17 protein-coding genes and 1 pseudogene are annotated in these 20,549 nt (G+C 49.7%); 17 read left to right on the top strand and 1 reads right to left on the bottom strand.

What is annotated here, in order from left to right:
• Window positions 1-2 precede the first annotated feature (2 nt).
• Window positions 3-1,226: an MFS transporter gene (locus F566_RS0103940; protein ID WP_020405673.1), complete on the top strand. Its 1,224-nt coding sequence runs from the start codon at window positions 3-5 to the stop codon at window positions 1,224-1,226.
• Window positions 1,226-1,991: pseudogene (locus F566_RS34745) on the top strand (DUF2238 domain-containing protein). The gene F566_RS0103940 and the pseudogene F566_RS34745 overlap by 1 nt, the downstream one beginning before the upstream one ends.
• On the opposite strand, the gene F566_RS0103930 reads toward F566_RS34745, so the two are convergent.
• The gene (locus tag F566_RS0103930; protein ID WP_020405672.1) at window positions 1,902-3,074 is read right to left on the bottom strand and encodes a dipeptidase; all 1,173 of its coding nucleotides are present in this window, start codon (window positions 3,072-3,074) and stop codon (window positions 1,902-1,904) included. The pseudogene F566_RS34745 and the gene F566_RS0103930 overlap by 90 nt on opposite strands.
• A 237-nt stretch (window positions 3,075-3,311) precedes the next feature.
• On the opposite strand from F566_RS0103930, the gene F566_RS37880 reads away from it, so the two are divergent.
• The 15 genes from F566_RS37880 (at window position 3,312) to F566_RS0103850 (ending at window position 20,328) form a co-directional block, all read left to right on the top strand.
• Entirely contained in the window at window positions 3,312-3,446 is a 135-nt protein-coding gene (locus F566_RS37880; RefSeq protein WP_020405671.1) for a hypothetical protein, read from the top strand.
• A 391-nt stretch (window positions 3,447-3,837) separates the two neighbouring features.
• A complete protein-coding gene (locus F566_RS0103920; protein WP_026179738.1) occupies window positions 3,838-4,770 on the top strand; it encodes a GlxA family transcriptional regulator in 933 nt (310 codons plus the stop codon).
• Between the two features lie 444 nt (window positions 4,771-5,214).
• Window positions 5,215-6,201, top strand: a complete 987-nt coding sequence (locus tag F566_RS0103910) for an Ig-like domain-containing protein (protein WP_020405668.1) — start codon at window positions 5,215-5,217, stop codon at window positions 6,199-6,201.
• An 81-nt stretch (window positions 6,202-6,282) separates the two neighbouring features.
• Window positions 6,283-8,085 (top strand): tetratricopeptide repeat-containing sulfotransferase family protein, encoded by a 1,803-nt coding sequence (locus F566_RS0103905; protein WP_020405667.1) that lies wholly within the window; start codon window positions 6,283-6,285, stop codon window positions 8,083-8,085.
• Window positions 8,086-8,115: 30 nt separating this feature from the next.
• Window positions 8,116-9,726 (top strand): tetratricopeptide repeat protein, encoded by a 1,611-nt coding sequence (locus F566_RS0103900; protein WP_020405666.1) that lies wholly within the window; start codon window positions 8,116-8,118, stop codon window positions 9,724-9,726.
• Window positions 9,669-10,232 carry a tetratricopeptide repeat protein gene (locus F566_RS35185; protein ID WP_157496638.1) on the top strand — a complete coding sequence of 188 codons (564 nt, stop codon included), beginning with the start codon at window positions 9,669-9,671 and terminating at the stop codon, window positions 10,230-10,232. The genes F566_RS0103900 and F566_RS35185 overlap by 58 nt, the downstream gene beginning before the upstream one ends.
• On the top strand, window positions 10,163-10,693 hold the full coding sequence (locus F566_RS35180) for a superoxide dismutase family protein (protein WP_157496636.1): 531 nt from the start codon (window positions 10,163-10,165) through the stop codon (window positions 10,691-10,693). Before F566_RS35185 ends, F566_RS35180 begins: the two co-directional genes overlap by 70 nt.
• A gap of 259 nt (window positions 10,694-10,952) precedes the next feature.
• Complete coding sequence (locus tag F566_RS0103885) at window positions 10,953-12,173, top strand: aspartate aminotransferase family protein (RefSeq protein WP_020405663.1); 1,221 nt, start codon at window positions 10,953-10,955, stop codon at window positions 12,171-12,173.
• Between the two features lie 15 nt (window positions 12,174-12,188).
• A complete protein-coding gene (gene aruF, locus F566_RS0103880) occupies window positions 12,189-13,202 on the top strand; it encodes an arginine/ornithine succinyltransferase subunit alpha (protein ID WP_020405662.1) in 1,014 nt (337 codons plus the stop codon).
• 46 nt (window positions 13,203-13,248) lie between these two features.
• A complete protein-coding gene (gene astA / locus F566_RS0103875; protein ID WP_020405661.1) occupies window positions 13,249-14,286 on the top strand; it encodes an arginine N-succinyltransferase in 1,038 nt (345 codons plus the stop codon).
• A 74-nt stretch (window positions 14,287-14,360) separates the two neighbouring features.
• Window positions 14,361-15,833 carry a succinylglutamate-semialdehyde dehydrogenase gene (gene astD, locus F566_RS0103870; RefSeq protein ID WP_020405660.1) on the top strand — a complete coding sequence of 491 codons (1,473 nt, stop codon included), beginning with the start codon at window positions 14,361-14,363 and terminating at the stop codon, window positions 15,831-15,833.
• A 129-nt stretch (window positions 15,834-15,962) separates the two neighbouring features.
• Entirely contained in the window at window positions 15,963-17,300 is a 1,338-nt protein-coding gene (astB, locus tag F566_RS0103865; RefSeq protein ID WP_020405659.1) for an N-succinylarginine dihydrolase, read from the top strand.
• A gap of 238 nt (window positions 17,301-17,538) precedes the next feature.
• Window positions 17,539-18,372, top strand: coding sequence for a PP2C family protein-serine/threonine phosphatase (locus F566_RS31840; protein WP_020405658.1), 834 nt, complete (start codon window positions 17,539-17,541; stop codon window positions 18,370-18,372).
• Window positions 18,373-18,571: 199 nt separating this feature from the next.
• On the top strand, window positions 18,572-19,414 hold the full coding sequence (locus tag F566_RS35175) for a rhodanese-like domain-containing protein (protein ID WP_169334431.1): 843 nt from the start codon (window positions 18,572-18,574) through the stop codon (window positions 19,412-19,414).
• Entirely contained in the window at window positions 19,414-20,328 is a 915-nt protein-coding gene (locus tag F566_RS0103850) for a transglutaminase-like domain-containing protein (RefSeq protein WP_020405656.1), read from the top strand. The genes F566_RS35175 and F566_RS0103850 overlap by 1 nt, the downstream gene beginning before the upstream one ends.
• Window positions 20,329-20,549: the final 221 nt, after the last annotated feature.

The following is a 20,549-nucleotide window of genomic DNA, read 5'->3' as shown; positions in this document are numbered from 1 at the left end:
ATATGCCAGCTACCGTCTGGGTTCTTATGCTTGCCCAAGCGTTGTCTATGTCAATCGCTCCGCTGCTGGTTTTCAGTGGTGGCATTCTGGGGAGCGATTTGGCACCAGAACCTGAGTGGGCGACTCTGCCATTGGCCGTCATGGTTGTCGGAACAGCTGCCGGTGTGCTTCCGGTAACCCGGTTCATGCATTTCTGGGGGCGGCGCAGGGTCTTTATTGCGGGCTCTATCTTGGCAAGCGCGGCCTCTGCCGGGGCGGCGGTTTCTGTGGTGATGGGGAGCTTCTGGTTATTTTGTCTGGCTGGATTTTTATTGGGCGGAAGTCTTTCGGTTGCCCAACAATACAGGTTTGCCGCAATGGAAGCGGTTACCCCGGAGAATACCGGCAAAGCAGCATCCCGGGTATTGCTTGGCGGCCTTGTGGCAGCCTATCTGGGGCCAGAACTCGTCGTGTTTGGAGAGAGCGTTACCCACTATCTGGGCGTGACAATTGAAAGTCGTCCTGGGCATTTATCGTTTACTGGCGCTTTTATTCTCTTGGGAGGCATCTGTCTGCTGGCGGCACTGGTGCTTATCATCGGATTCCAAAATCAAAGCTCCGCGGGAGTTGGTTCACACACTGAGGGACGGCCATTAGGGCAGATATTGCGTCATCCCCTGATATGGTTGGCGATTACTGCATCAGCTATGGGGTATGCGATGATGAGTTTTATGATGACGGCGACACCCGTCAACATGCATAACGTCATCGGGCATAGCCTGTTAGATACCAAATGGGTGATTCAGTCCCATATCATGGCTATGTTTTTGCCCTCTTTCTTCTCCGGTTGGTTGCTCAGTCGGATAGGATACCATCGTCTGGTAGCTGCAGGGGTTGTCATGTATATGGTTTGTCTTGGTGTGGCATATTCTGGCCATCACTTGATGCACTACTGGTGGGCGTTGGTTCTTCTGGGAGTGGGCTGGAACTTTATGTTTGTCGGTGGTACGGCCCTATTGCCTTTATGCTATCGCCCGGCAGAACGGTTTAAAGTGCAGTCGGTAAATGAATTTGCGGTTTTTGGTTTTCAGGCGATTGCTGCGTTGAGCTCTGGCTGGGTCGTCAGTCAGTACGGATGGAATATGCTGCTGGGATTGTCATCTTTCATGGTGCTTGTGGTTGTGGTGGTGCTATGGATCAATCGAGACGGAAATGAAGTACCTGAACCTGTAGAGGGGAATTGCTGATGCAGCATTCGGCAGCAGATGAAAGAGGATTCCGACGCCCGCTGGTTTTTCAAATCGTTGTCTGGCTGATCATATATGGTGGGGTGCTCCTATGGTCTGCCATCAACCCCAAGGATTATCCGACCTGGATACTGGAGGTAGCGCCAGCGTTGATTGGTCTGGTGTTAATGCTGATAAGCTATCGACGTTTTCCCCTGACCTCTTTGCTTTATTGGCTGGTCCTGCTGCATTGCGTCATATTGATGGTCGGTGGGCATTACACCTATGCGGAAGTGCCATTATTTGACTGGATTCGTGATTACACGGGTGGCGACAGGAATAATTATGACAAAGTCGGTCATTTTGCCCAGGGCTTTATTCCGGCGATTTTGGCCAGAGAGTTATTGGTTCGACTGCGGGTCGTCAATGGACGTGGATGGCTGATCTATCTGGTGCTTTGCATTGTATTGTCATTCAGCGCATTTTATGAACTGATTGAATGGTGGGTAGCTGAGTTGAGTGAGGAAGCGGCTGAGGCATTTCTGGGATGTCTGGGACACCCAGTCGGATATGCTGTATGCCTTAGTTGGGGCTGTTATGGCCCTGGTCGCTTTGAGCCGCTGGCATGATCGTCAATTGGAGCGCCTGCACAATAAAGGCGAAACAGAAGAGCAGAGGTGCCAGGTTGCGAGTCGGCTATTTCGACTCCTCCGGCAGGTTCGTCAGCAGGAACGAGCGGATATTTTGGCCCATGACTTTGGCAATGACACTCTTACTCATGCCTGAATTGAGTAGGCTTTGAGTGAGCTGGTTCATTTCTGTTGCATTAATGGGCGTAGCGACGGCACCGTCAAAATCAGAGCCCAAAGCAACGTGATCCTCGCCAGCAATGCCGACTGCGTAACGGATGGCTTTGGCAATCGCGGTAGTATCAGTACCGCAGACAGCTGTTGGCCAGAACCCGATGCCGATGATACCGCCTTTAGCGGCAATGGCTCGTAGTTGCTGATCAGAAAGATTTCGCTCATTGTCACAGGTGCCTTTCACGCCAGTGTGCGACACGATGACGGGGCGTGAACTGAGTTCCAACACTTCAGTGATGGTTTGTTTTGACGCGTGGGCCAGATCGATAATCATCGATTTGTCATCCATGGCCTTAACCCACTTGCGGCCCAGAGGGGTGAGCCCTCCTTTTTCAATGCCGTGGGCAGAACCGGATATTTCTGTATCAAAGAAATGCGTGGGAGAGATCATTCGATATCCCAGGTCATAGAGTCTGTCCAGGTTACGGATGTCTCCTTCCAGCGCATGGGCGCCTTCCAGTGTCAGCCAGCCGGCGAGGACCTCGGGGTCGAACTTTCGGGTATCCAGATAGTTGCGCAAATCCTGTCGGCTTTTTATGAAGAAGAAATCCGTTTGCGCTTCGGCAAGTGCCTGCAGTTTTTGGGCTGCCATTTCCGCGCGTCCGTAAAGACTGCCAAGCGCTTTGGTTGGCCAGACCTGAGCTACTCCAAGCCAGAAAATCATATCACTCTGGTCATCTGTACGATGAATATTCTGACCAAAAGGGGCTTTAGTGACGACGGAAAAACCCTGGAGAGCTATATTTCCCTTGATTAGCCGTGGCAGGTCTGTGTGTCCCCGATGATACCCCTTGGACAAATCCCGCCCCCATAGCAGAGCATCAGAATGCAGATCGCTGATAAAAAGTTCTTCATGAAGAGCCTCAGCCGTCGTTGAGACTTCCTGAGGTTCGCCAGGTAAACGACTGTTGGCTACGTGGTCCACAAGTTCCGGAACGACGCCAAAAAACATCGCCGACAGGATAATGACAATCGTAACAGTTGCAGTGATCAGTTTCCGGCCCAAGCTAACCTCCAGCTATAGATGGGAGGGGGAACAATAGCGAAAACCGTTAATAGATCCTAGGGTGAATTGGAAATATTTATTGCTAAATACTGGACATATTAGCAGTACCTGTATACAGTGTCAGTACTGTATATAAAAACATGGTTATAAGTGTAAGTCTGTAATCGCTTATTTCCTGATGCACGAACGACTAACTGTTTAACTTTTCGTTATAGCTCAGCTGCAAAGGAGAGTCTCATGCAAGTATCTGCAAACGGTGATGTGATCTGTATTCAAATGCCTGTAAGTCAGCACATGATGGCCTTTTACTATAAATGTGTCAGTGGGGAATGGGTGCGTTATAAGCGCGAAAAGCTGGCTGCTATCCATTGATCTGTCTTTTGCACTTTCTTCCCTCCAGTTTCTTTCGTCTGCAGAACAGGGATGTTCTCACCTAATCGTATCAGGGCACTGGTTTCATGAGAGCGCCATGATTAACTTGTTTTGTCATGAAAGCAGGGCAACCCCGGTAAATAATCGCTTTCATTAAAAGCGCAAAAGCATTTAGCCATTAGCATAAACCGCATTGCACGTCAGAGAGAGTTGGTCTTAAATGTGCTGTTTTTTGTGGTAACAACTAAACTTAGAATACCTCCTGAACCGTCATCAATGGATAGATCTTTTATACTGTGATCTTCGATGGCAGAGGATTATCTGGTCTTTATTTTGCGCCAGCGTTGCATGGCGGGCCGATCAGGTAATAGCTTTCGAAATAGGTTTTGAATTGTCTGAATCCATAGGAATTCTTTTATTGCCTCATTTCTCCACATTGGCATACGCCAGTGTAGTAGAGCCTATGCGTATCTGTAATCAGTTGATGGGAGAGGACCGCTATCACTGGGTGACGATTGGGGCTGAGGCCGTTGTTCGCAGTAGTGATGGGTTAACGGCTTCGGTGGAGCAGAACCTGGCTTTACCGCACGGTTTGGATGCACTAATTGTTTGCGGAAGTCAGTCACCATCTCAGTCAGATGCGAGTATCACTAGTTGGCTGAAAGGCCAGATATCAAGTTTTGGTTGGATCGCGGGGATTGCCAGCGGTGTTTGGCCATTGGTGGAGGCGGGATTGCTCAACGGTCGCAAAGCCTCACTTCCACCAATACCATCCCGCCTGAAGGATTCATGCAAGACGATTAAACAGTCTGCGGATCTGTTTTCCGTGGACCAATCGGTTTGGAGCTGTCGGGGCGGTAGTGCAGCTCAGGACATGATGCTGTTTCGCATCAGTCTTGCAGAATCTGTCTCTGTTTCGGAGATGATTGCCCAGACCATCACGCGATATCGGGTAGGGGAACCGACCCCAGGAGTCAGAAAGCATCCGGATGAGGCGCTTAAAAGAGAAGTGCCTGTGATTTATGAGGCTGTGCAATTGATGGAAGCCAATATAGAAGAGCCTCTGACGACTGATGATCTGGCCCAGCATCTGGATATCTCACGGCGACAGCTGGAGCGTCTGTTCAAGAAGCATCTCGACTCAGTACCTTCCAAATATTATGTCCAGATCCGTTTGGAAATTGCCCGCCAGCTGCTACTTTCCACTTCTGTTTCGATCACAGAAATTGCGCTCAGATGCGGTTTTTCCTCTGGGGCGCACTTTTCCACATCCTATCGGGCAATGTATCAGCTTACTCCCTCTGAAGAGCGTTCTTCGCATTAATAAACTCTGAAAAGAGGCCTGCCTTGCCAAAAATTCTTTCACTTTGGCCTCGACAACGTTTACCGGAAAAACAAATTAAGGGTAAGGGTATATCCTCATTGTCAGGCCCTTGAAAACGGAGATTTGTGTCGGCAAATTTTACAGGTTGTCATCTTTCGCCTCTGAGTTATGTATATAAAACAAATGGTCATGTTTGTGGTATGCGGTTTGCTTTTACCCCTAGGCATTAGTAGGCGGTAGTGCTAGTCAATCAGTCAGGGATAAATAGATATGAGTCTTTTCAAAAAAACCTTAAAACCGACCGTGATGTCGACTTGTGTTGCTTCAGTGCTTGTTGCAGCCTCTTCGGCACATGCTTCCCATTTCAGGGGGGCTGCTTTGATACCAACCGTTGATGCCAATGGCTTGGTTACTATAGATACCACCAGCTTCTGGCGGTAGTCTTTGGGGACACCTCCAGGCACATTTCCTCACTCAGGCGTTGGGACTATTTCTGTTTCCGGTCCTGGGCTCGCGACAAGCATTTCGGACATCAGTATTGCCCAGGATACCAGTGATATCCGGCGTACCAAGGTTACTGAATCATTCAATGTTCAGCTACCAGGTGCAGGCTTGTACACCATGACATGGAGTAGCAGTAGTTGGGTGTTTGGCGTGCCAAATGCCAGTGGTGCCTATGGCACGACCTCCACCATCTATTGGGATGGGTCATCAGCCAATGCACCGATACTGTTTGATCTGGAAAATATTCAGCAGCAGGTAATTCGTGGGACCAATTACTCCGATAACCTGGACGCAGTTGGGTCAGGTTTGACCTATGACGATACCACGTTGTCCAGCGGTATGTTTGCGCAGGCGACTGGATACAGCATCGACAGTTCCGGGCAGGTGACGATCTCTGCCGCTGACACGGCAGGGTATGCGGATAACGCCTCTAACCCCGGTGCCGACATGGCGTTTAGTGGTGAGATCAATGCAACCGATGGCAGCTCTGTTGAGTTCGTCTGGTTGTTTGATGCGGTAAACGAAGGTTCTGGTAACCTTGCTCCTGAAATTCAGGATGTGGTAATCAATGCTTTGGTTGGAGATACCATTGAGGAAACTCTGGTGGTGACAGATCCCAACGGCGATCCGCTGACTGTCGACTTCATCAACTTCGTTGGCGAAGGTGGTGTCATGCCCGGTAACGCTTTGTTTGATCCATCTACCTGGGACTTCACCTGGGATTCCACCGGGTTTGCTCCAGGCCAGTATATTGCGACATTCAGGGCATCTGACGGCAATGGACTGACTGACCAGGGAACCATCACTATCAATCTAAGAGACCCCTCTGATCCACCGGTAACTGTGCCAGTTCCCGCGACTGGTCTGGTGCTCATTACAGGTATGGGTCTATTCTCACTGTACCGACGTAAAAGCCGTAAATCATAGTCGGTTGTCCTAATGATGAATCAAGCGGTATGCTGTTGATGCACATACCGCTTTTTTATCACTCTAAATTTAAGGTTTCCAATGGCGCTGAAGCCCTGTGTTTGTGGCAATCCTCTGGGTCTGGCAAATTGCTGTGGCAAAAAAATCAAGAGTAAACCCTGGACTGGGGTGCCTGTAAAAAAAACTGTCAGGGAAGCGATTGACGACCTGACTCTCTATATTCAGCATCGACAATTAGATAAGGCCGCTGTGGTGGCTGACGCTATTCTCAGCAAAATTCCCAATCATCCAAAAGCCAATTATCTGCTTGGAATGAGTGCTTTCCTCCAGGGGCAGCCTCAACAGGCACAGCAATTGATCGCCAAAGCATTTGAGGCAGGGCTAAAGGATGCAGCGGCACATCTCAATTATGCCAATATTGTCGGGCAAATGGGACGCGAAGATCTTGCCCTGGAGCACTTGTTAATAGCCGTTGAAGTTCAGCCTGGTCTCAAGCAGGCTTGGGTGATGGGAGCTCAAATTGCCCAGGCAAATGGGGACCATGAATCTGCACTGAAGTTTACGAATGGGTTGATGACCCAATGGCCGGAAGAGTCTGCTTATTGGAAGCTGGCAAGTGATTCACTGCACGCACTGATCCGGGACGAGGAGGCAATAGACGTTCTTGAGAAGGGATTGTCTCATCATCCGGGCCAACCAGAATTGGAGTTGGCTTTGGCCGGTATTCTTGAACTGAGGCATGAGCTTACCAAGGCGTCCGAGATCGTTGACAGGTTACTACAAGCGCAACCTGCCTGGCCTGAAGCTGTGATACTGGCTGCGCGTATCGCCCGTCGTGAGGGTCAATTGGATAAAGCGCAAGTGTCGCTGGAATCCATCGAGGCATCCAGGACTCTGGATGACAGTCAAAAAAATCTTCTGAATGCTGAATTCACCCTCCTATACGCAAAGCAGGAAGCCTTTGAGAAAGCCTGGGAATCCGCTAAGCGGATGAATCAGGCGGCGAGGAGATGTCGTCCACCTCAGGGCAACCTGGAGCAGTTGTCAAATTTCCTTACAGGCGTGGAGAAGGTCTCTGGCCTTTTGGATTTAACCGGCGACAATAGCGAAGCCAGCCTATTATCTCCGCTGTATGTGACCGGATTTCCCAGGGTTGGGAGTACTCTGATCGAAAAGCTGCTGCTGCAGCAATTTAACTGTACCTCCGTTAGCGAAAGCGATGCTGTCCCCAGGCTGGAAAAAAGACTGTTCAGCCATTTTGGTAAGCCTTGGTGGGAAGAGGCAGTCTTTAGAGATGTTCTTTCTGATCCAGGCAGATGGAAAAAGGAATTAAGCCACTTCTATCGTACTCATCAGGATACGAATCAAGCCAGTACACAAAGTATTCTGGATAAGAATCTCTTTAACAGTATGAGAGTTCCACTGCTTTCTGCGGTGGTGCCTGGGGCTATAGTATTGAGGGTGGTACGTCATCCCCTGGACACGCTGATATCAAATTTCTTCGCAAACTTTATGAGTCCGGACAGTTGGCATACGGACGTATTGGAGACTGCCAACTATATTGCTGTTGCTGATGCCCATTGGTCCAGAATCAAAGATGTGCAGGGCATCAGGTGTCTGGAAGTTCGATACGAAGAGATTGTCCGGTCCGGTCAGCTGCCGGAAACGTTAACAAAGGAGCTTGCAGGCAGTTGGGCAAGTCCCCGGGAAGCCCCGGAGCAGGAAACATGTGTCCACCAAACCCGAACAGCATCCTACGAGCAGGTGCAGGGTGGGGTGCATAGTAAAAGTGTTAATAACTTCAGGCACTATCTCCCGTTGATTGATAAACGGGTTATTGAAATTTTGGAGCCCATGATGGCTCGATGGGACTACGCTTTATAGAAACAAGTTTACAACACGACAGGTAATCAAATGGATTTTCAAATAACAACTCCCCTCAAGATAAGAAAAGCCGGCCTGAGCGTTCTATTGACAGCAGGCCTGATAGTGACGGCTGGCATGGTGGTGCCAGGTGCAAATGCCACTGTTATTGACTTTGGACCCGGTGTGGGGTCCGCAGACGAGTCGGCTATTGTCAGCGGCTCTGATGCTGGAGCCTTGTCCCGTGACGATTTGATTGAATTGGGATTGTTTTATGAAAATCAGATGGAAGATACCGCAGGTGATCTGGCGGCTCTGAAATATATTGCCAATCTTCTCAAAATAAAGGACAAGCGGGTTTCTCTGGCGCTGGCAAACTACATTAAAAAGTATCCCAACGATCCCCATGGATACCATCTCGCAGCGATACAGCTTCTTCTGGACAAAAAGTTCAAAGAAGCTGAGGTGGCGTTACAACATGTGCTGGATTCCTTTCCCAAGAATACTGGTGCACGGACATTGCTGGGGATAGCAATGTTGAGTCGTGGAGCAGAGAAAGAAGGGATTGACGAGTTGAAACTGGCGATTCGGGAAGGAGGGAATAGTCCACTGACTTTCCGTTATCTGGCCTGGTCTGCCATGCGTTCACATAATCTGGAACAAGCTAGAAACTATCTTGAGCAGGCTCTGCTAAGGCAAGGGGTTCCAGGCCATACTGCGACTTTGATGCATCTTGAGCTTGCAGAGCTTCATCGCCAGTTGGGCGAGCATGATCGTATTGTCCTGTTGTTCCAGCCTATGGTCGACAATCAAAACCTGAGCTTATCCGATAACTTCAATGCGGAGGCTGTCGTCCGATATCTGGAGGCCGCGGTAGAAGTCAAATATATAGAGGGTGCCGAGAAAGCGAGAGACAAACTGGCAAAGGTCGGGGCGTTAAACAATTTCCCTGGACAAATGGCGAATGCCAGATTGTTGGCGTTAAATGGCAAATACGACGAAAGTGTCGCGGAGCTGGGGCAGCTGTCCTCGAAGGTTCCCGAGCTTGAACAGCGGCGCTATCTGGCGCTGGCGAAAGTGCACGCTCAATTTAAAAAGTCTGACATGGCTCTTGAGGCTCTTAGAAAATATTTGGGAAGTTTTGGATCCGCGACGCCAATCTCAGCGGTAGAGACCTATGTTCAGATCGCGAAAGAGATAGGGAAGGGCAATCAGGCATTAATGGATCTGGAAGAGTGGTCTGAACAGAATACTAAGAGCCATGACTTGAAAGTGATATTGGCACAGACTTATTTTGAGGCTGGAGACTACACGCAGGCGATGTCTGTGACAGATAAAATTCTGGCGAGTGATCCGGATCATGCGTCTGCCCATTATATAAGAGGAGTGCTTTACTATAACCGGCATGAAAATCAGGCGGCTGTTGAGGCGTTTCAAAAGGCTGTGGATAGTCAGCCAACGATGGTGGAAGCGTGGATGGGGATGGCCGGTGCGTTACATGACCATAGAACGCACTCTCATGCCCAGGCAAATGCCAGTGCCGGCCATGAACAACTGATCCCGATGCTGAAAAAGCTCTACAGCATAACCCACACAATCCCGTTCTGTGGCGTGAACTTGGTATTACCGCCTATTCCGGCGGTAACCTGGAAGAAGCGCTAAAAGCATTTGATGCGTTACTGGAAATCAATCCTTTTGATATTTCCGGCATGCATATGGCTTCAATTGTGCGGTCGGATGCCAAAAAAGAAATCGATAAATCCGTACGTCTTGCGGTTGTTGCCCACGAACTGGTGAAGGACGATCCTATTGTTCTGGATAGTCTCGGATGGGCGCTGATAAACGCTGGACAGGTTAACGCGGGTCTTGAGAAGTGCAGGCAGGCTCTGGAACAAATACCAGACGATGAGACTGTTCAATATCACCTCGGTGTGGGTCATGCGTTGAAAGGTGATATCAGGAAGTCCAAATCCTATCTGCTGGCATCACTGAAGGGGGAAATGCCCAGTCATGCGGCCACGCGAGCCAGAGACATATTACGGGAGAAGGATGAGGACACTGAGAAAACCATTACAGTCCACAAATTAATTCTTTCGGCGTGGGGAAAGCCATCGGTACCATCAACCTCGCAAATTCACCTGAAGGCCTGGTCGTTTCCGCTGACCTGACCGATCTGCCAGCCGGGAACAATGGTATGCATATCCATGAAAAACCAACCTGTGAGGCTGGCGAGAAAGATGGAAAAATGGTGGCAGGACTCGCAGCCGGCGCTCACTATGGCCACCACGACCATGTGATGGCCGCCCCCCAGGGAGTGCCCGAAGGGCAGGCCAGCATGCCTGCAGCACAGCAAATGGCGAGTACTGATCAATCTATGTCTATGGGCGTAGCTCAGGAACACTCAATGCATTCGATGGGGGAGGATATGGCTGACCCCGATCAAGGCTATGCCAAACCCAAAGGTGACTTGCCGCCATTGCCGACATCTGCGGGCGGCATTGCACGTTCGATGGTTGTTAGGGCAGGGCTGACACTTGACGAAATTCGTGGCAGGTCGCTGATGATTCATTCCGGGCCTGATGACGGGAGCAAATCCGGCCCCAAAATCGCCTGTGCGGTGATCGACTGATCATAAATCTGCCTGAAACAGGTCTACTCCAGGGTTGAAAAAGGGGAGAGTTCCAGAAGCTCTCCCCGTCATTCATCAGGCAAAATGGCGACGCATTTCTATAAACCCGTGTCGCGATCCTAAAATCTCTTTTAACTGTCTCCGGCTATTCTTCCTCTCTAACCTGGTACTCGGTCCGAATTCGGGCTGTCCGGGTTTGTTTACGTTTCTATATAAGACGCTTCTGTATAAATAATATTTTGACGAGTGGAGAAAAAGCATGTCCGACGGTTTGACAGTTACACGTGAAATGTTTGATGACGTCATGGTTCCCAACTATGCGCCGGGGCCGGTGATTCCTGTACGTGGTCAAGGTTCTCGTGTATGGGACCAGCAGGACAAAGAATACGTAGACCTGGCCGGTGGGATTGCCGTGACCGGATTAGGGCATGCCCATCCAGATCTGGTAGCGGCTCTGACCGAACAGGCAGGCAAGCTATGGCACCTGAGCAATGTTCTGGCCAATGAACCAGCCATTCTTCTGGCTCGCAAACTGGTAGAGCTCACTTTCGCAGACAAAGTCTTTTTCTCCAATTCCGGTGGTGAAGCCAACGAAGCCGCCTTCAAACTGGCACGTCGCTACAGCTGGGAACATGTAGGCCCCCATAAGCACGATATTGTTGCCTGTTCCGGCAGCTTCCACGGTCGTACTCTGTTTACGGTCAGCGTTGGTGGTCAGCAGAAGTACAGAGAAGGATTTGAACCTGTTCCCGTTGGTATTAAGCACATTCCGTTCAATGATCTAGAAGCGCTGGAAGCCGCCATTGACGATAACACCTGTGCCTTTGTGGTTGAGCCGATTCAGGGGGAAGGTGGTGTTACGCCGGCAAAAGAAGCCTATCTGAAGCGTGCCCGTGAACTCTGCGATAAACACAATGCACTGTTGATATTTGATGAGGTGCAGTCTGGAGTCGGGCGTACCGGTCAATTGTATGCCTACATGAACTACGGTGTGACTCCGGATATTCTGACAACTGCCAAAGCGCTGGGTAACGGTTTCCCTATTGGCGCGATGCTGACAACCGAAAATGTTGCAAAGAGTCTGGCGGTCGGAACTCATGGCAGCACCTATGGCGGAAACCCTCTGGGGTGTGCTGTCGCCCTCAAGGTGATGGACATCATCAGTCAGCCTGAAGTGTTGGCCGGTGTACAGGAACGCCACGAATTGATGATTAATGGATTGCGGGTAATCAACGAAAAATATGATGTCTTTGCCGATGTGCGTGGAATGGGATTGTTAATCGGCTCGCAACTGAATGAGCGCTTTCAGGGGCAGGCCAAGGCGTTTATGACGGCGGCACTGGAAGAAGGCGTGCTAGCATTGGTGGCAGGTCCTAACGTTGTTCGTATGGCGCCATCGCTGGTAATTCCTCTTGAAGATATCAAAGAGGGCCTTGCCAGATTTGAGCGCGCGGTTGCCAAAGTTGTGGAATCTGCCTGATAAAAGGAGAGCGACATGATTATCGTTCGTCCAAGCAGATTTGCTGATCTGCCCGGTATCGAAAAACTGGTCAATGAAAGCGCAGCACGTTTGTCCACGTTGCCCTCTGATCGTGACAAACTGGGGGAGAAGGTGGATTATTCCACTCGCTCCTTTGCCGGAGATGACGAAGTCTCCGGAAAAGAACGCTATCTCTTTGTAATGGAGGACACTGAAACGAGAGAAATTCTCGGGACCAGCGGTATGGACGCCAGTGCCGGTAATGGTGCACCGTTCTACAACTATCGCCTGGACGAGCTGATTCATTCATCCCAACAACTGGATGTCTACAATGAAGTAGACATCCTTTATATGACGCATGAACTGACCGGCACAACGGCTTTATGCTCACTGTCTATTTCTCCCCGTTACCGTAAAACTCCCTATTTCGACCTTCTCTCACGTTCCCGGTTTATGTTCATGCAGCTGCATCACACCCGATTCGTGCAACGAATTATCGCTGAAATACAGGGAATGCAGGACGAAACAGGCAATTCGCCATTCTGGGAAAGCCTGGGTCGCCACTTCTTTGATATGGACTTTGCCACCGCGGATTATTACTCGGGAATCAAGAGCAAGACGTTTATCGCGGAAATGATGCCCTCCCATCCTGTCTATGTTCCGTTGCTGAGCAAAGAGGCACAAGATGCTATTGCACAGCCGCATTCCAGTGCTGCGGATAACTGTCAGTTTCTGTACCGGGAAGGTTTCAAGCTTGGGCGTCATATCGATATCTTTGACGGCGGTCCTACGCTGGAGGCCAGTCGCTCGGATCTCAATACCGTGAAATCAATGAAACGCAAGCAGGTGAAACTGTCCGAGCATCAGGTCGGACTGCAGTATCTCATGTGCAATACCCGGTTTAACGAATTTCGTGCCACTCTCGCCAATATGACGGATGGCATGGGAGATGTGTTGCGCCTGAAACGGGCAACTGCCGAATCTTTGCAGATTGCTGAAGGTGGGGATGTGGCGTTTGCGCCTCTCTAATTCCCTGAAAACAGTAATCATAAACAGAATAGAAAGGTACTGATCGATGATGCTAATCCGCCCCATCGTGGCTGACGATCTGGAAGCCCTGTATTGCATGGCGCAGAGCGCAGGCGTGGGAGTGACAACGCTCCCGGCGAATGAGGAGTTGCTGGCTTCCCGTATTGAACACTCTGAAAGATCCTTTTCCCGAAGTGTTGATCCACAGGATGCCTATTATCTTTTTGCGCTTGAGGACACAGAGCTCAAGCGTGTGGTTGGAGTCAGTGGAATCATGGCTCGGGTCGGGCTGGATGAGGTCTGGTACAACTACCGGGTCTCCACCACAGTCAATGCCTCCAAGGAGCTTGGCATCCATAAGCAGACTCCAACATTATATCTGACCAACGATATGACAGACTGCACCGAAATCTGCACATTATTTCTACATGCAGACTATCGAAACGGTCACAACGGTCAACTGCTTTCCAAATGCCGTTTTCTGTACCTCGCAGATTTTGCGGAATATTTCAGTAGCAAAATCTTTGCGGAAATGCGCGGTTACGCGGATGAAGACGGCAATTCACCCTTCTGGGAGTGTTTGGGACGCAAGTTCTTCACGATGGAATTCTCCAAAGCCGATTACCTGACTGGTTTGGGCAATAAAGCCTTTATTGCTGAGCTGATGCCCAAGTATCCCATTTATCTTCCGTTTCTGACTGAAGAGGCGAGGGAGGTTATTGGTCAGGTTCACCCTCATACTCGTCCCGCTTTGGCAATGCTGGAAAGTGAAGGTTTCAATTTCAATGGCCTGGTCGATATTTTTGATGCGGGACCACTGGTGGAAGTCTTTGTTCGCAACATCCGGTCAGTCCGCGACAGTATCAAACGACATGTCATGCCCAGCCAACAAACGGTCAGCGACATTGAGACGCCAATCATGGTGTCTAATCGGTCGTTTGAAAATTTCCGGGTGGCCTTGATTGATCAGAGCCAGATCAAGCAGGACGTGGTGTCCCTTTCCCATGAACTTCAGGAAAACCTGCAGTTGGAGTCTGGTGATATGGTACGGACTGTTCCTCTGAGGGCCAAAAGAGCTGAATAGCGCACGGGACAGTCAAAGGTAGTAATGAAAGAGAGTCAAGTTAGAAAGCCATTACAAATTTCAGGTCAAGCGATATGACAGAACAACATTCTTATTTTATCAACGGTCATTGGGGCAACAGCGAAGGTCAGGTTGTTGAATCCCTGAACCCGGTCACTCAGGAGCTCTTGTGGTCAGCGCCGGCCACTATGGAAAAAGACGTCAATCATGCGGTGGAAAGTGCACGTGCCGCTTTTCGTCAATGGAGCCGGAAAACGCTTGAAGACCGGCTGGTTATTGTGCGTCGGTTTGCAGAGCTGTTAGGCGAACAGAAAGAAACTCTGGCTGATTTGATCGGCCGCGAAACCAGCAAGCCATTGTGGGAGTCACGAACTGAAATCGCTGCAATGATTGCCAAGGTTGAGATTTCAGTCCAGGCCCATGCTGAGCGTACCGGTCGGAAAGAACAGGATGTTGCAGCAGGACATGCCGTTCTGAGGCATCGTCCTCACGGTGTGTTAGCTGTATTCGGGCCCTATAACTTCCCTGGTCATCTCCCTAACGGGCATATCGTTCCAGCTTTAATTGCAGGGAATACGATTGTGTTCAAGCCCAGTGAGCTGACGCCAGCGTTTGCCCAGGCTACGGTGCAGGTGTGGGAGCAGGCGGGATTACCTGACGGCGTACTCAATCTCGTGCAGGGCGCCAAAGAAACCGGCATTGATCTGGCCTGTCATCCGATGATTGATGGATTGCTGTTTACCGGAAGCTCCAACACCGGGCATGCGATCCATGCGCAAATGGGTGGCCATCCGGAAAAAATCATGGCTTTGGAAATGGGAGGAAATAACCCGTTACTGGTTTTCCCACCATATGATCTGAAAGGGGCCGTACACCACACGCTGTTTTCTGCCTTTGTATCTGCGGGTCAGCGTTGTACCTGTGCTCGTCGTGTGATTGTGCCGGTTGGTTCAGAGGGAGATGAATTTGTTCGGGAGCTTGTGAAGGCGACTGATGCGCTGAAAGTTGGTGCTTACGATGACGAATCTCAGCCGTTTATGGGAGGCGTTATCTCTCTTGACGCGAAGAAGCAGCTCCTGGAGGCCCAACGCCACCTTGAGGATATCGGGGGCAGGGTGCTGTTGCCTCTGAAATCAATCGATGATCAAAGTTCATTGCTCAAACCCGGCATTATTGATGTTACGGCCGTTGAGAATCTTCCTGATCAGGAGTACTTCGGTCCTTTGCTGCAGATTCAGCGTTGCCGGGATTACGACCATGGAGTTCGTCTGGCCAACCAGACTCGTTTTGGTCTGGCGGCGGGCATTATTACTCATCAGCGTAAATTCTATGAAAAGTTTCTCCTGGACAGCAGGGCAGGTATCGTCAACTGGAATAAACCTCTAACGGGAGCCAGCAGTGCGGCGCCTTTTGGTGGTATCGGAGCCAGTGGCAACCATCGCCCGAGTGCCTACTATGCGGCGGATTACTGCGCCTATCCGGTTGCGTCCCTGGAAGCCGAAGAAGTGGAAGCTCCGGGCACTCTGTCCCCGGGCATGAAGCTGTAACAGTCAGGTGTTGTTCCTGAATTTGGAACGGAACGAACCGGCGAGGGTAGGTAGATACTGCCTATCCTTGCTACCAGTATCAGAAAGATTTAATGCCGCTTAATGCCGGCGATAAGAGGAAAGAGTCCCATGACAGCCTACGAAGTCAATTTTGATGGATTAGTCGGCCCGACCCACAATTACAGTGGGCTCTCGTATGGAAATGTTGCATCTGAAACCAATATCAAAGATGTTTCCAACCCGAAAGAAGCTGCCAAGCAAGGGCTGCGCAAGATGAAAGCGCTCCATGACATGGGGCTGAAACAGGGAATTCTGTTGCCGCAGGAGCGTCCGTGTATCGATACCTTGCGACAGCTTGGCTTCACAGGTTCTGATCGGGAAGTGATGTTACAGGCAGCGCATCAAGCGCCAGCTTTCCTTGGGGCGGTAGCATCAGCTTCCTGCATGTGGACAGCGAATGCCGCCACAGTATCTCCCAGTGCAGATACCAAAGACGGACGTGTTCACTTCACCGCAGCCAACTTGACGGCGAAGTTTCACCGCTCCATTGAACATACCACGACATCGAGAGTACTGAGCGCTATTTTCAGTGACGACAAGTATTTTGCTCATCATCCGGCATTACCCTCATCAATTCAGTTTGGGGATGAAGGGGCTGCCAACCATACCCGGTTCTGCCGGGATTATGGTGACGCTGGTGTGGAGTTTTTTGTATATGGTCGGCAGGCTTTCAATGAGTCAGCACCCCGACCTTCAAAATACCCGGCCAGACAAACCCTCGAAGCCAGTCAGGCAATCGCCCGTTTGCATGGCCTGGATGCCTCTTCAGTGGTTTATGCTCAACAGAATCCAGCAGTGATTGACCAGGGAGTGTTCCACAACGATGTTATTGCTGTCGGTAATCGGAACGTGCTTTTTTACCATGAAGAAGCATTTATGAATAGCTCCCAGGTGCTTGCTGAGCTGGAGGAAAAACTGCAGGGCGCTTTGTTAAAAGAAGTGAAAGTGCCGACCAGTGCGGTGTCGGTTCAGGATGCGGTTTCCAGTTATCTATTCAATAGTCAGCTACTGAGTCTGGGTAATGATCAGATGATGCTGGTGGTACCTCAGGAATGTGAGGAAAACCCGCGGGTTAAAGCTTACCTGGATGATTTGGTTGCCCAGAATACGCCTATCCGGGAAGTCAAAGTATTCGACCTCAAGCAGAGTATGAAAAACGGTGGTGGGCCGGCTTGCCTGCGTTTGCGTGTTGCACTGACCGAGGAAGAACTGGCAGCGGTGCAGCCATCCGTGCTGATGTCTGATCAATTGTTTGATCAACTCAATAGCTGGGTGGATAAGCATTACCGTGATCGTATATCCCAACAGGATCTGGCTGATCCAGCTCTGCTGGATGAATGCCGGGCTGCTTTGGATGATTTAACTCAGATGTTAAAACTGGGCTCCATTTATCCCTTCCAGCTATAGCCTCCACCTGCTATTCGTTCTGCGCAAATTTTATTCATGTGTGTTATTCGGCCCCATTGGGGCCGGAATGCGTTCTCACCCTGGGAACGAAGATCTGGAACTAGTGGACATTTAACGCTAAGCTGTCACGCAAGTTAGAGGGTCAAAACCGGCGCTTTGCAATTGTCGATGTCCGATTACCTAAATCACCAAATTGCATCCCGGTACCTCATCAGGTGTTAATGAGGGGATATTACATTTGGATTCAGATCAACGGTTGCGGTTTGATGTCGCTGGGCATACGGATATCGGTGCAGTCCGCAAAGCCAATGAAGACAGTGTCGACTGGTATTTGTCTCCCAATCGGGAAACTGCCCTTGCGGTAGTCGCCGATGGAATGGGTGGGCATGCCGGGGGCGCCAAGGCCAGTCAGATGGCGATTGAAGTCTTTGTTGCCACATTGGCCATGCCACTGACAAGTAAAAAGCCTATTGATCCGGAGAAGCTCAAGAATGCGCTATACACGGCAACTGAGCAGGCTCATGATTCCATCTGTCAAGCCAGGGAAGAGCAACCCGAATACGGCAAAATGGGGACGACCCTGGTTGCGATCTGGGCTCAGCATGATCATGCTTCCATTCTTCATGTCGGTGACTCACGCTGCTATCGCATTCGCCCCCAAAATGAACACTCCCGCCTGGAACAACTCACTCGTGATGACTCCGTGGTCCAATCCATGGTGGAAGACGGCACCATCAGTGCCGAGGAAGCAGAAATATCCCCCTACCGGAATATGTTGACCCAGGCTGTCGGCAGCGATGGCGGCATTATCGTTCATCAGTTGGAAGTCGACGTCGAAGCCGGGGACCTGTTTCTACTATGCTCAGACGGTTTGTACAGCGAGCTATCCAGCGAATCGATTCTGGAAATCCTGAATCAGGAAGGCGCTTTGGATAGCTCTTTCTCTCAGTCATCAGATTCATCAGAGCAATCATCTCCCAATCTGAAGCGTATTTCCTTCAAGCTCACAGAAGCCGCAAAGGCTGCCGGCGGGCACGATAATATTTCGGTGATTTTGTTGCGGTCCGAGTGACCTGTCTATCCAAAAAAACTCTTTCCCTTTTAAGTTCCAAAGCTATAGGAGGCTGTCTCTGTGAGACCGTCTCCGCGCGCACTCTGATGTATGTGATTTTTTGACATCGTGTTACATTTCGTTCTTCATTAATTCTTTTTAATTATGTATAGTGACGCCCTCATAACTGATAGGTTGTTTCATCAGAGGGATGTATCACGTGATAGGACGTCGTCTCGCCACGGTTTTCTTCTCCATTATTCTAGTGTTGCCCAGTTTATCCTGGTCTGATAGTGCGTCAGATGCTTGGTGTGCTGTGGAAAGGGATTACTGGGATCAACGTGTCATAACAGAATATGATAAATTCAACCAGGACCACTCGTGTTTTGTAGATGTTGATGATATCAATCTTAAAGGTATCACCATCATTGATACCCGACACGCCTCTGAGTTTGAAAAGGCTTCTATTCCGGGCTCCTATAATCTACCGGTATCATTTCTTCAAAGAGAATCCCGGTTTAAAGAAAAGAGACTCCTTCTCGTCAATAAAGGCATTGTCACAGCCGACAACGCCCGCACCTGCTTTCAATTAAAATCCAGTGGTTTTACATCCGTCTCAATTTTGGAGGGCGGTTTGGCTGCCTGGGTGCTGGCTGGTCAAAAAATCAATGCATTACCGAAAGAACGAGAAAGCCTCTCTCAGGTGACTGAAAAGGAATTCGTGGAATCTCTGGTATCTTCGAGTTCAATATTGGTTGCTGGCGAAGCTTGGTATAACTCGGTCTCTAAAGTTGTTCCTGCCAGTGCTCATATTGCAGTGATTAAAGAGGGGCAGGACTACCAGAAAGCCATTTCACAATCCTATGCTGCAGCGTTGAATCAAAATAAGTCATTTATCGTGCTCTCACGTTCTTTATCCGGTTCGACATCTGTCAATTTGAGAAACGTTTTTACTTATAGAGGCGAACTTGGCGCTGTTCATCGTCAGTTTTTGATTGCGGAATCTGTCGCCAAAAAACGAACCGCGTTACCTGACCGTTATAAATGTAAAGGGCGTAGCTAATGACTGAGAAATTACATCAGCGATTTCTTGCTGGAATCCTGTTCGTCTCTATCCTGGCGTTTTTCATACTGGGAGTCTTGCTGGTTCGTTCTTCTTCTGTAAAGGAACCAACCAATTTCCCCGTGGTATCGAAGCATGTTCGATACCAATTTGAAATTCGTAATGAATCAGATGATTTTCTGCATGATGTTGAGGTGGCTCTGTTTTCACCTCTTCAGTTTCCTCCCTATCAGGGAATCAATGAAATATCACTTGGCTCCTCGTATGAAGATGATGCTTTAGAGCAATCCCTTATCTTATATAAATACGCATACCCTGTGCTGGCACCCTTTGAAACGAAAATTGTCACTGTCAAAGCAGAAGTCGAATTTGACCCATTGAGTGACAACCGCATCCGTCCATCGGATTGGCTATCTGCGACACAGTTTGTAGATCTGAATGATCAGTCAATTCAGCAAGCCGCACTCAAATTTTCTGGTGTGGCTCAGGAAGATAAGGCATACAAAATATTCGATTGGGTGACGACGAACCTTAAACCATCGAATTTTCTTAAATCCTCCAAAGGCGCGACCTGGGCACTGAATAATCTAACGGGTGATTGTACCGAATATGCATACTTGTATACCGCGTTACTAAGAGCCAATTCTATCCCGGCTATACCGCTGGGAGGCTTTGTCATCGCCAGAGACAGTAGCGTGTTGTCAGGCGTGGATTATCACAACTGGGTGATGTTCTTCGATGGTGAGAAATGGAGGCTTGCAGATCCATTCAATAAGGCTTTTGACCCACCGGCAGAAGAATACCTGGCATTCCAGGTGGTTGATCCCGCAATAGATGAAGGTTTAGAGCAGCAGCGCAGATTTTATACATCACATCCTAGGGAGAGTCTGAATAACCCCAAGGTTCTGAGGTAATTCAAACTCTCGACGATATATGGCCGAATATTCAGAGTGTTTTTCCGGCCATTTTGGATCTTCCCCCCCTGTGGGGCGTCATCTGGGCTCACTGCCCCTATACCTGCAGCTCTTTCCTTGCCATCAGCAGATTGCTGAAGGCCGCCAACAGATAGAGCCGGCTCTTGTTCTTGGCCAAGCCTCGATAGCGGACTTTGTCGTAACCAAACACCTGCTTGATG

This window comes from Hahella ganghwensis DSM 17046 (assembly GCF_000376785.1).
Classification (GTDB): domain Bacteria; phylum Pseudomonadota; class Gammaproteobacteria; order Pseudomonadales; family Oleiphilaceae; genus Hahella; species Hahella ganghwensis.
This window is presented reverse-complemented; position numbering and strand designations above follow the sequence as displayed.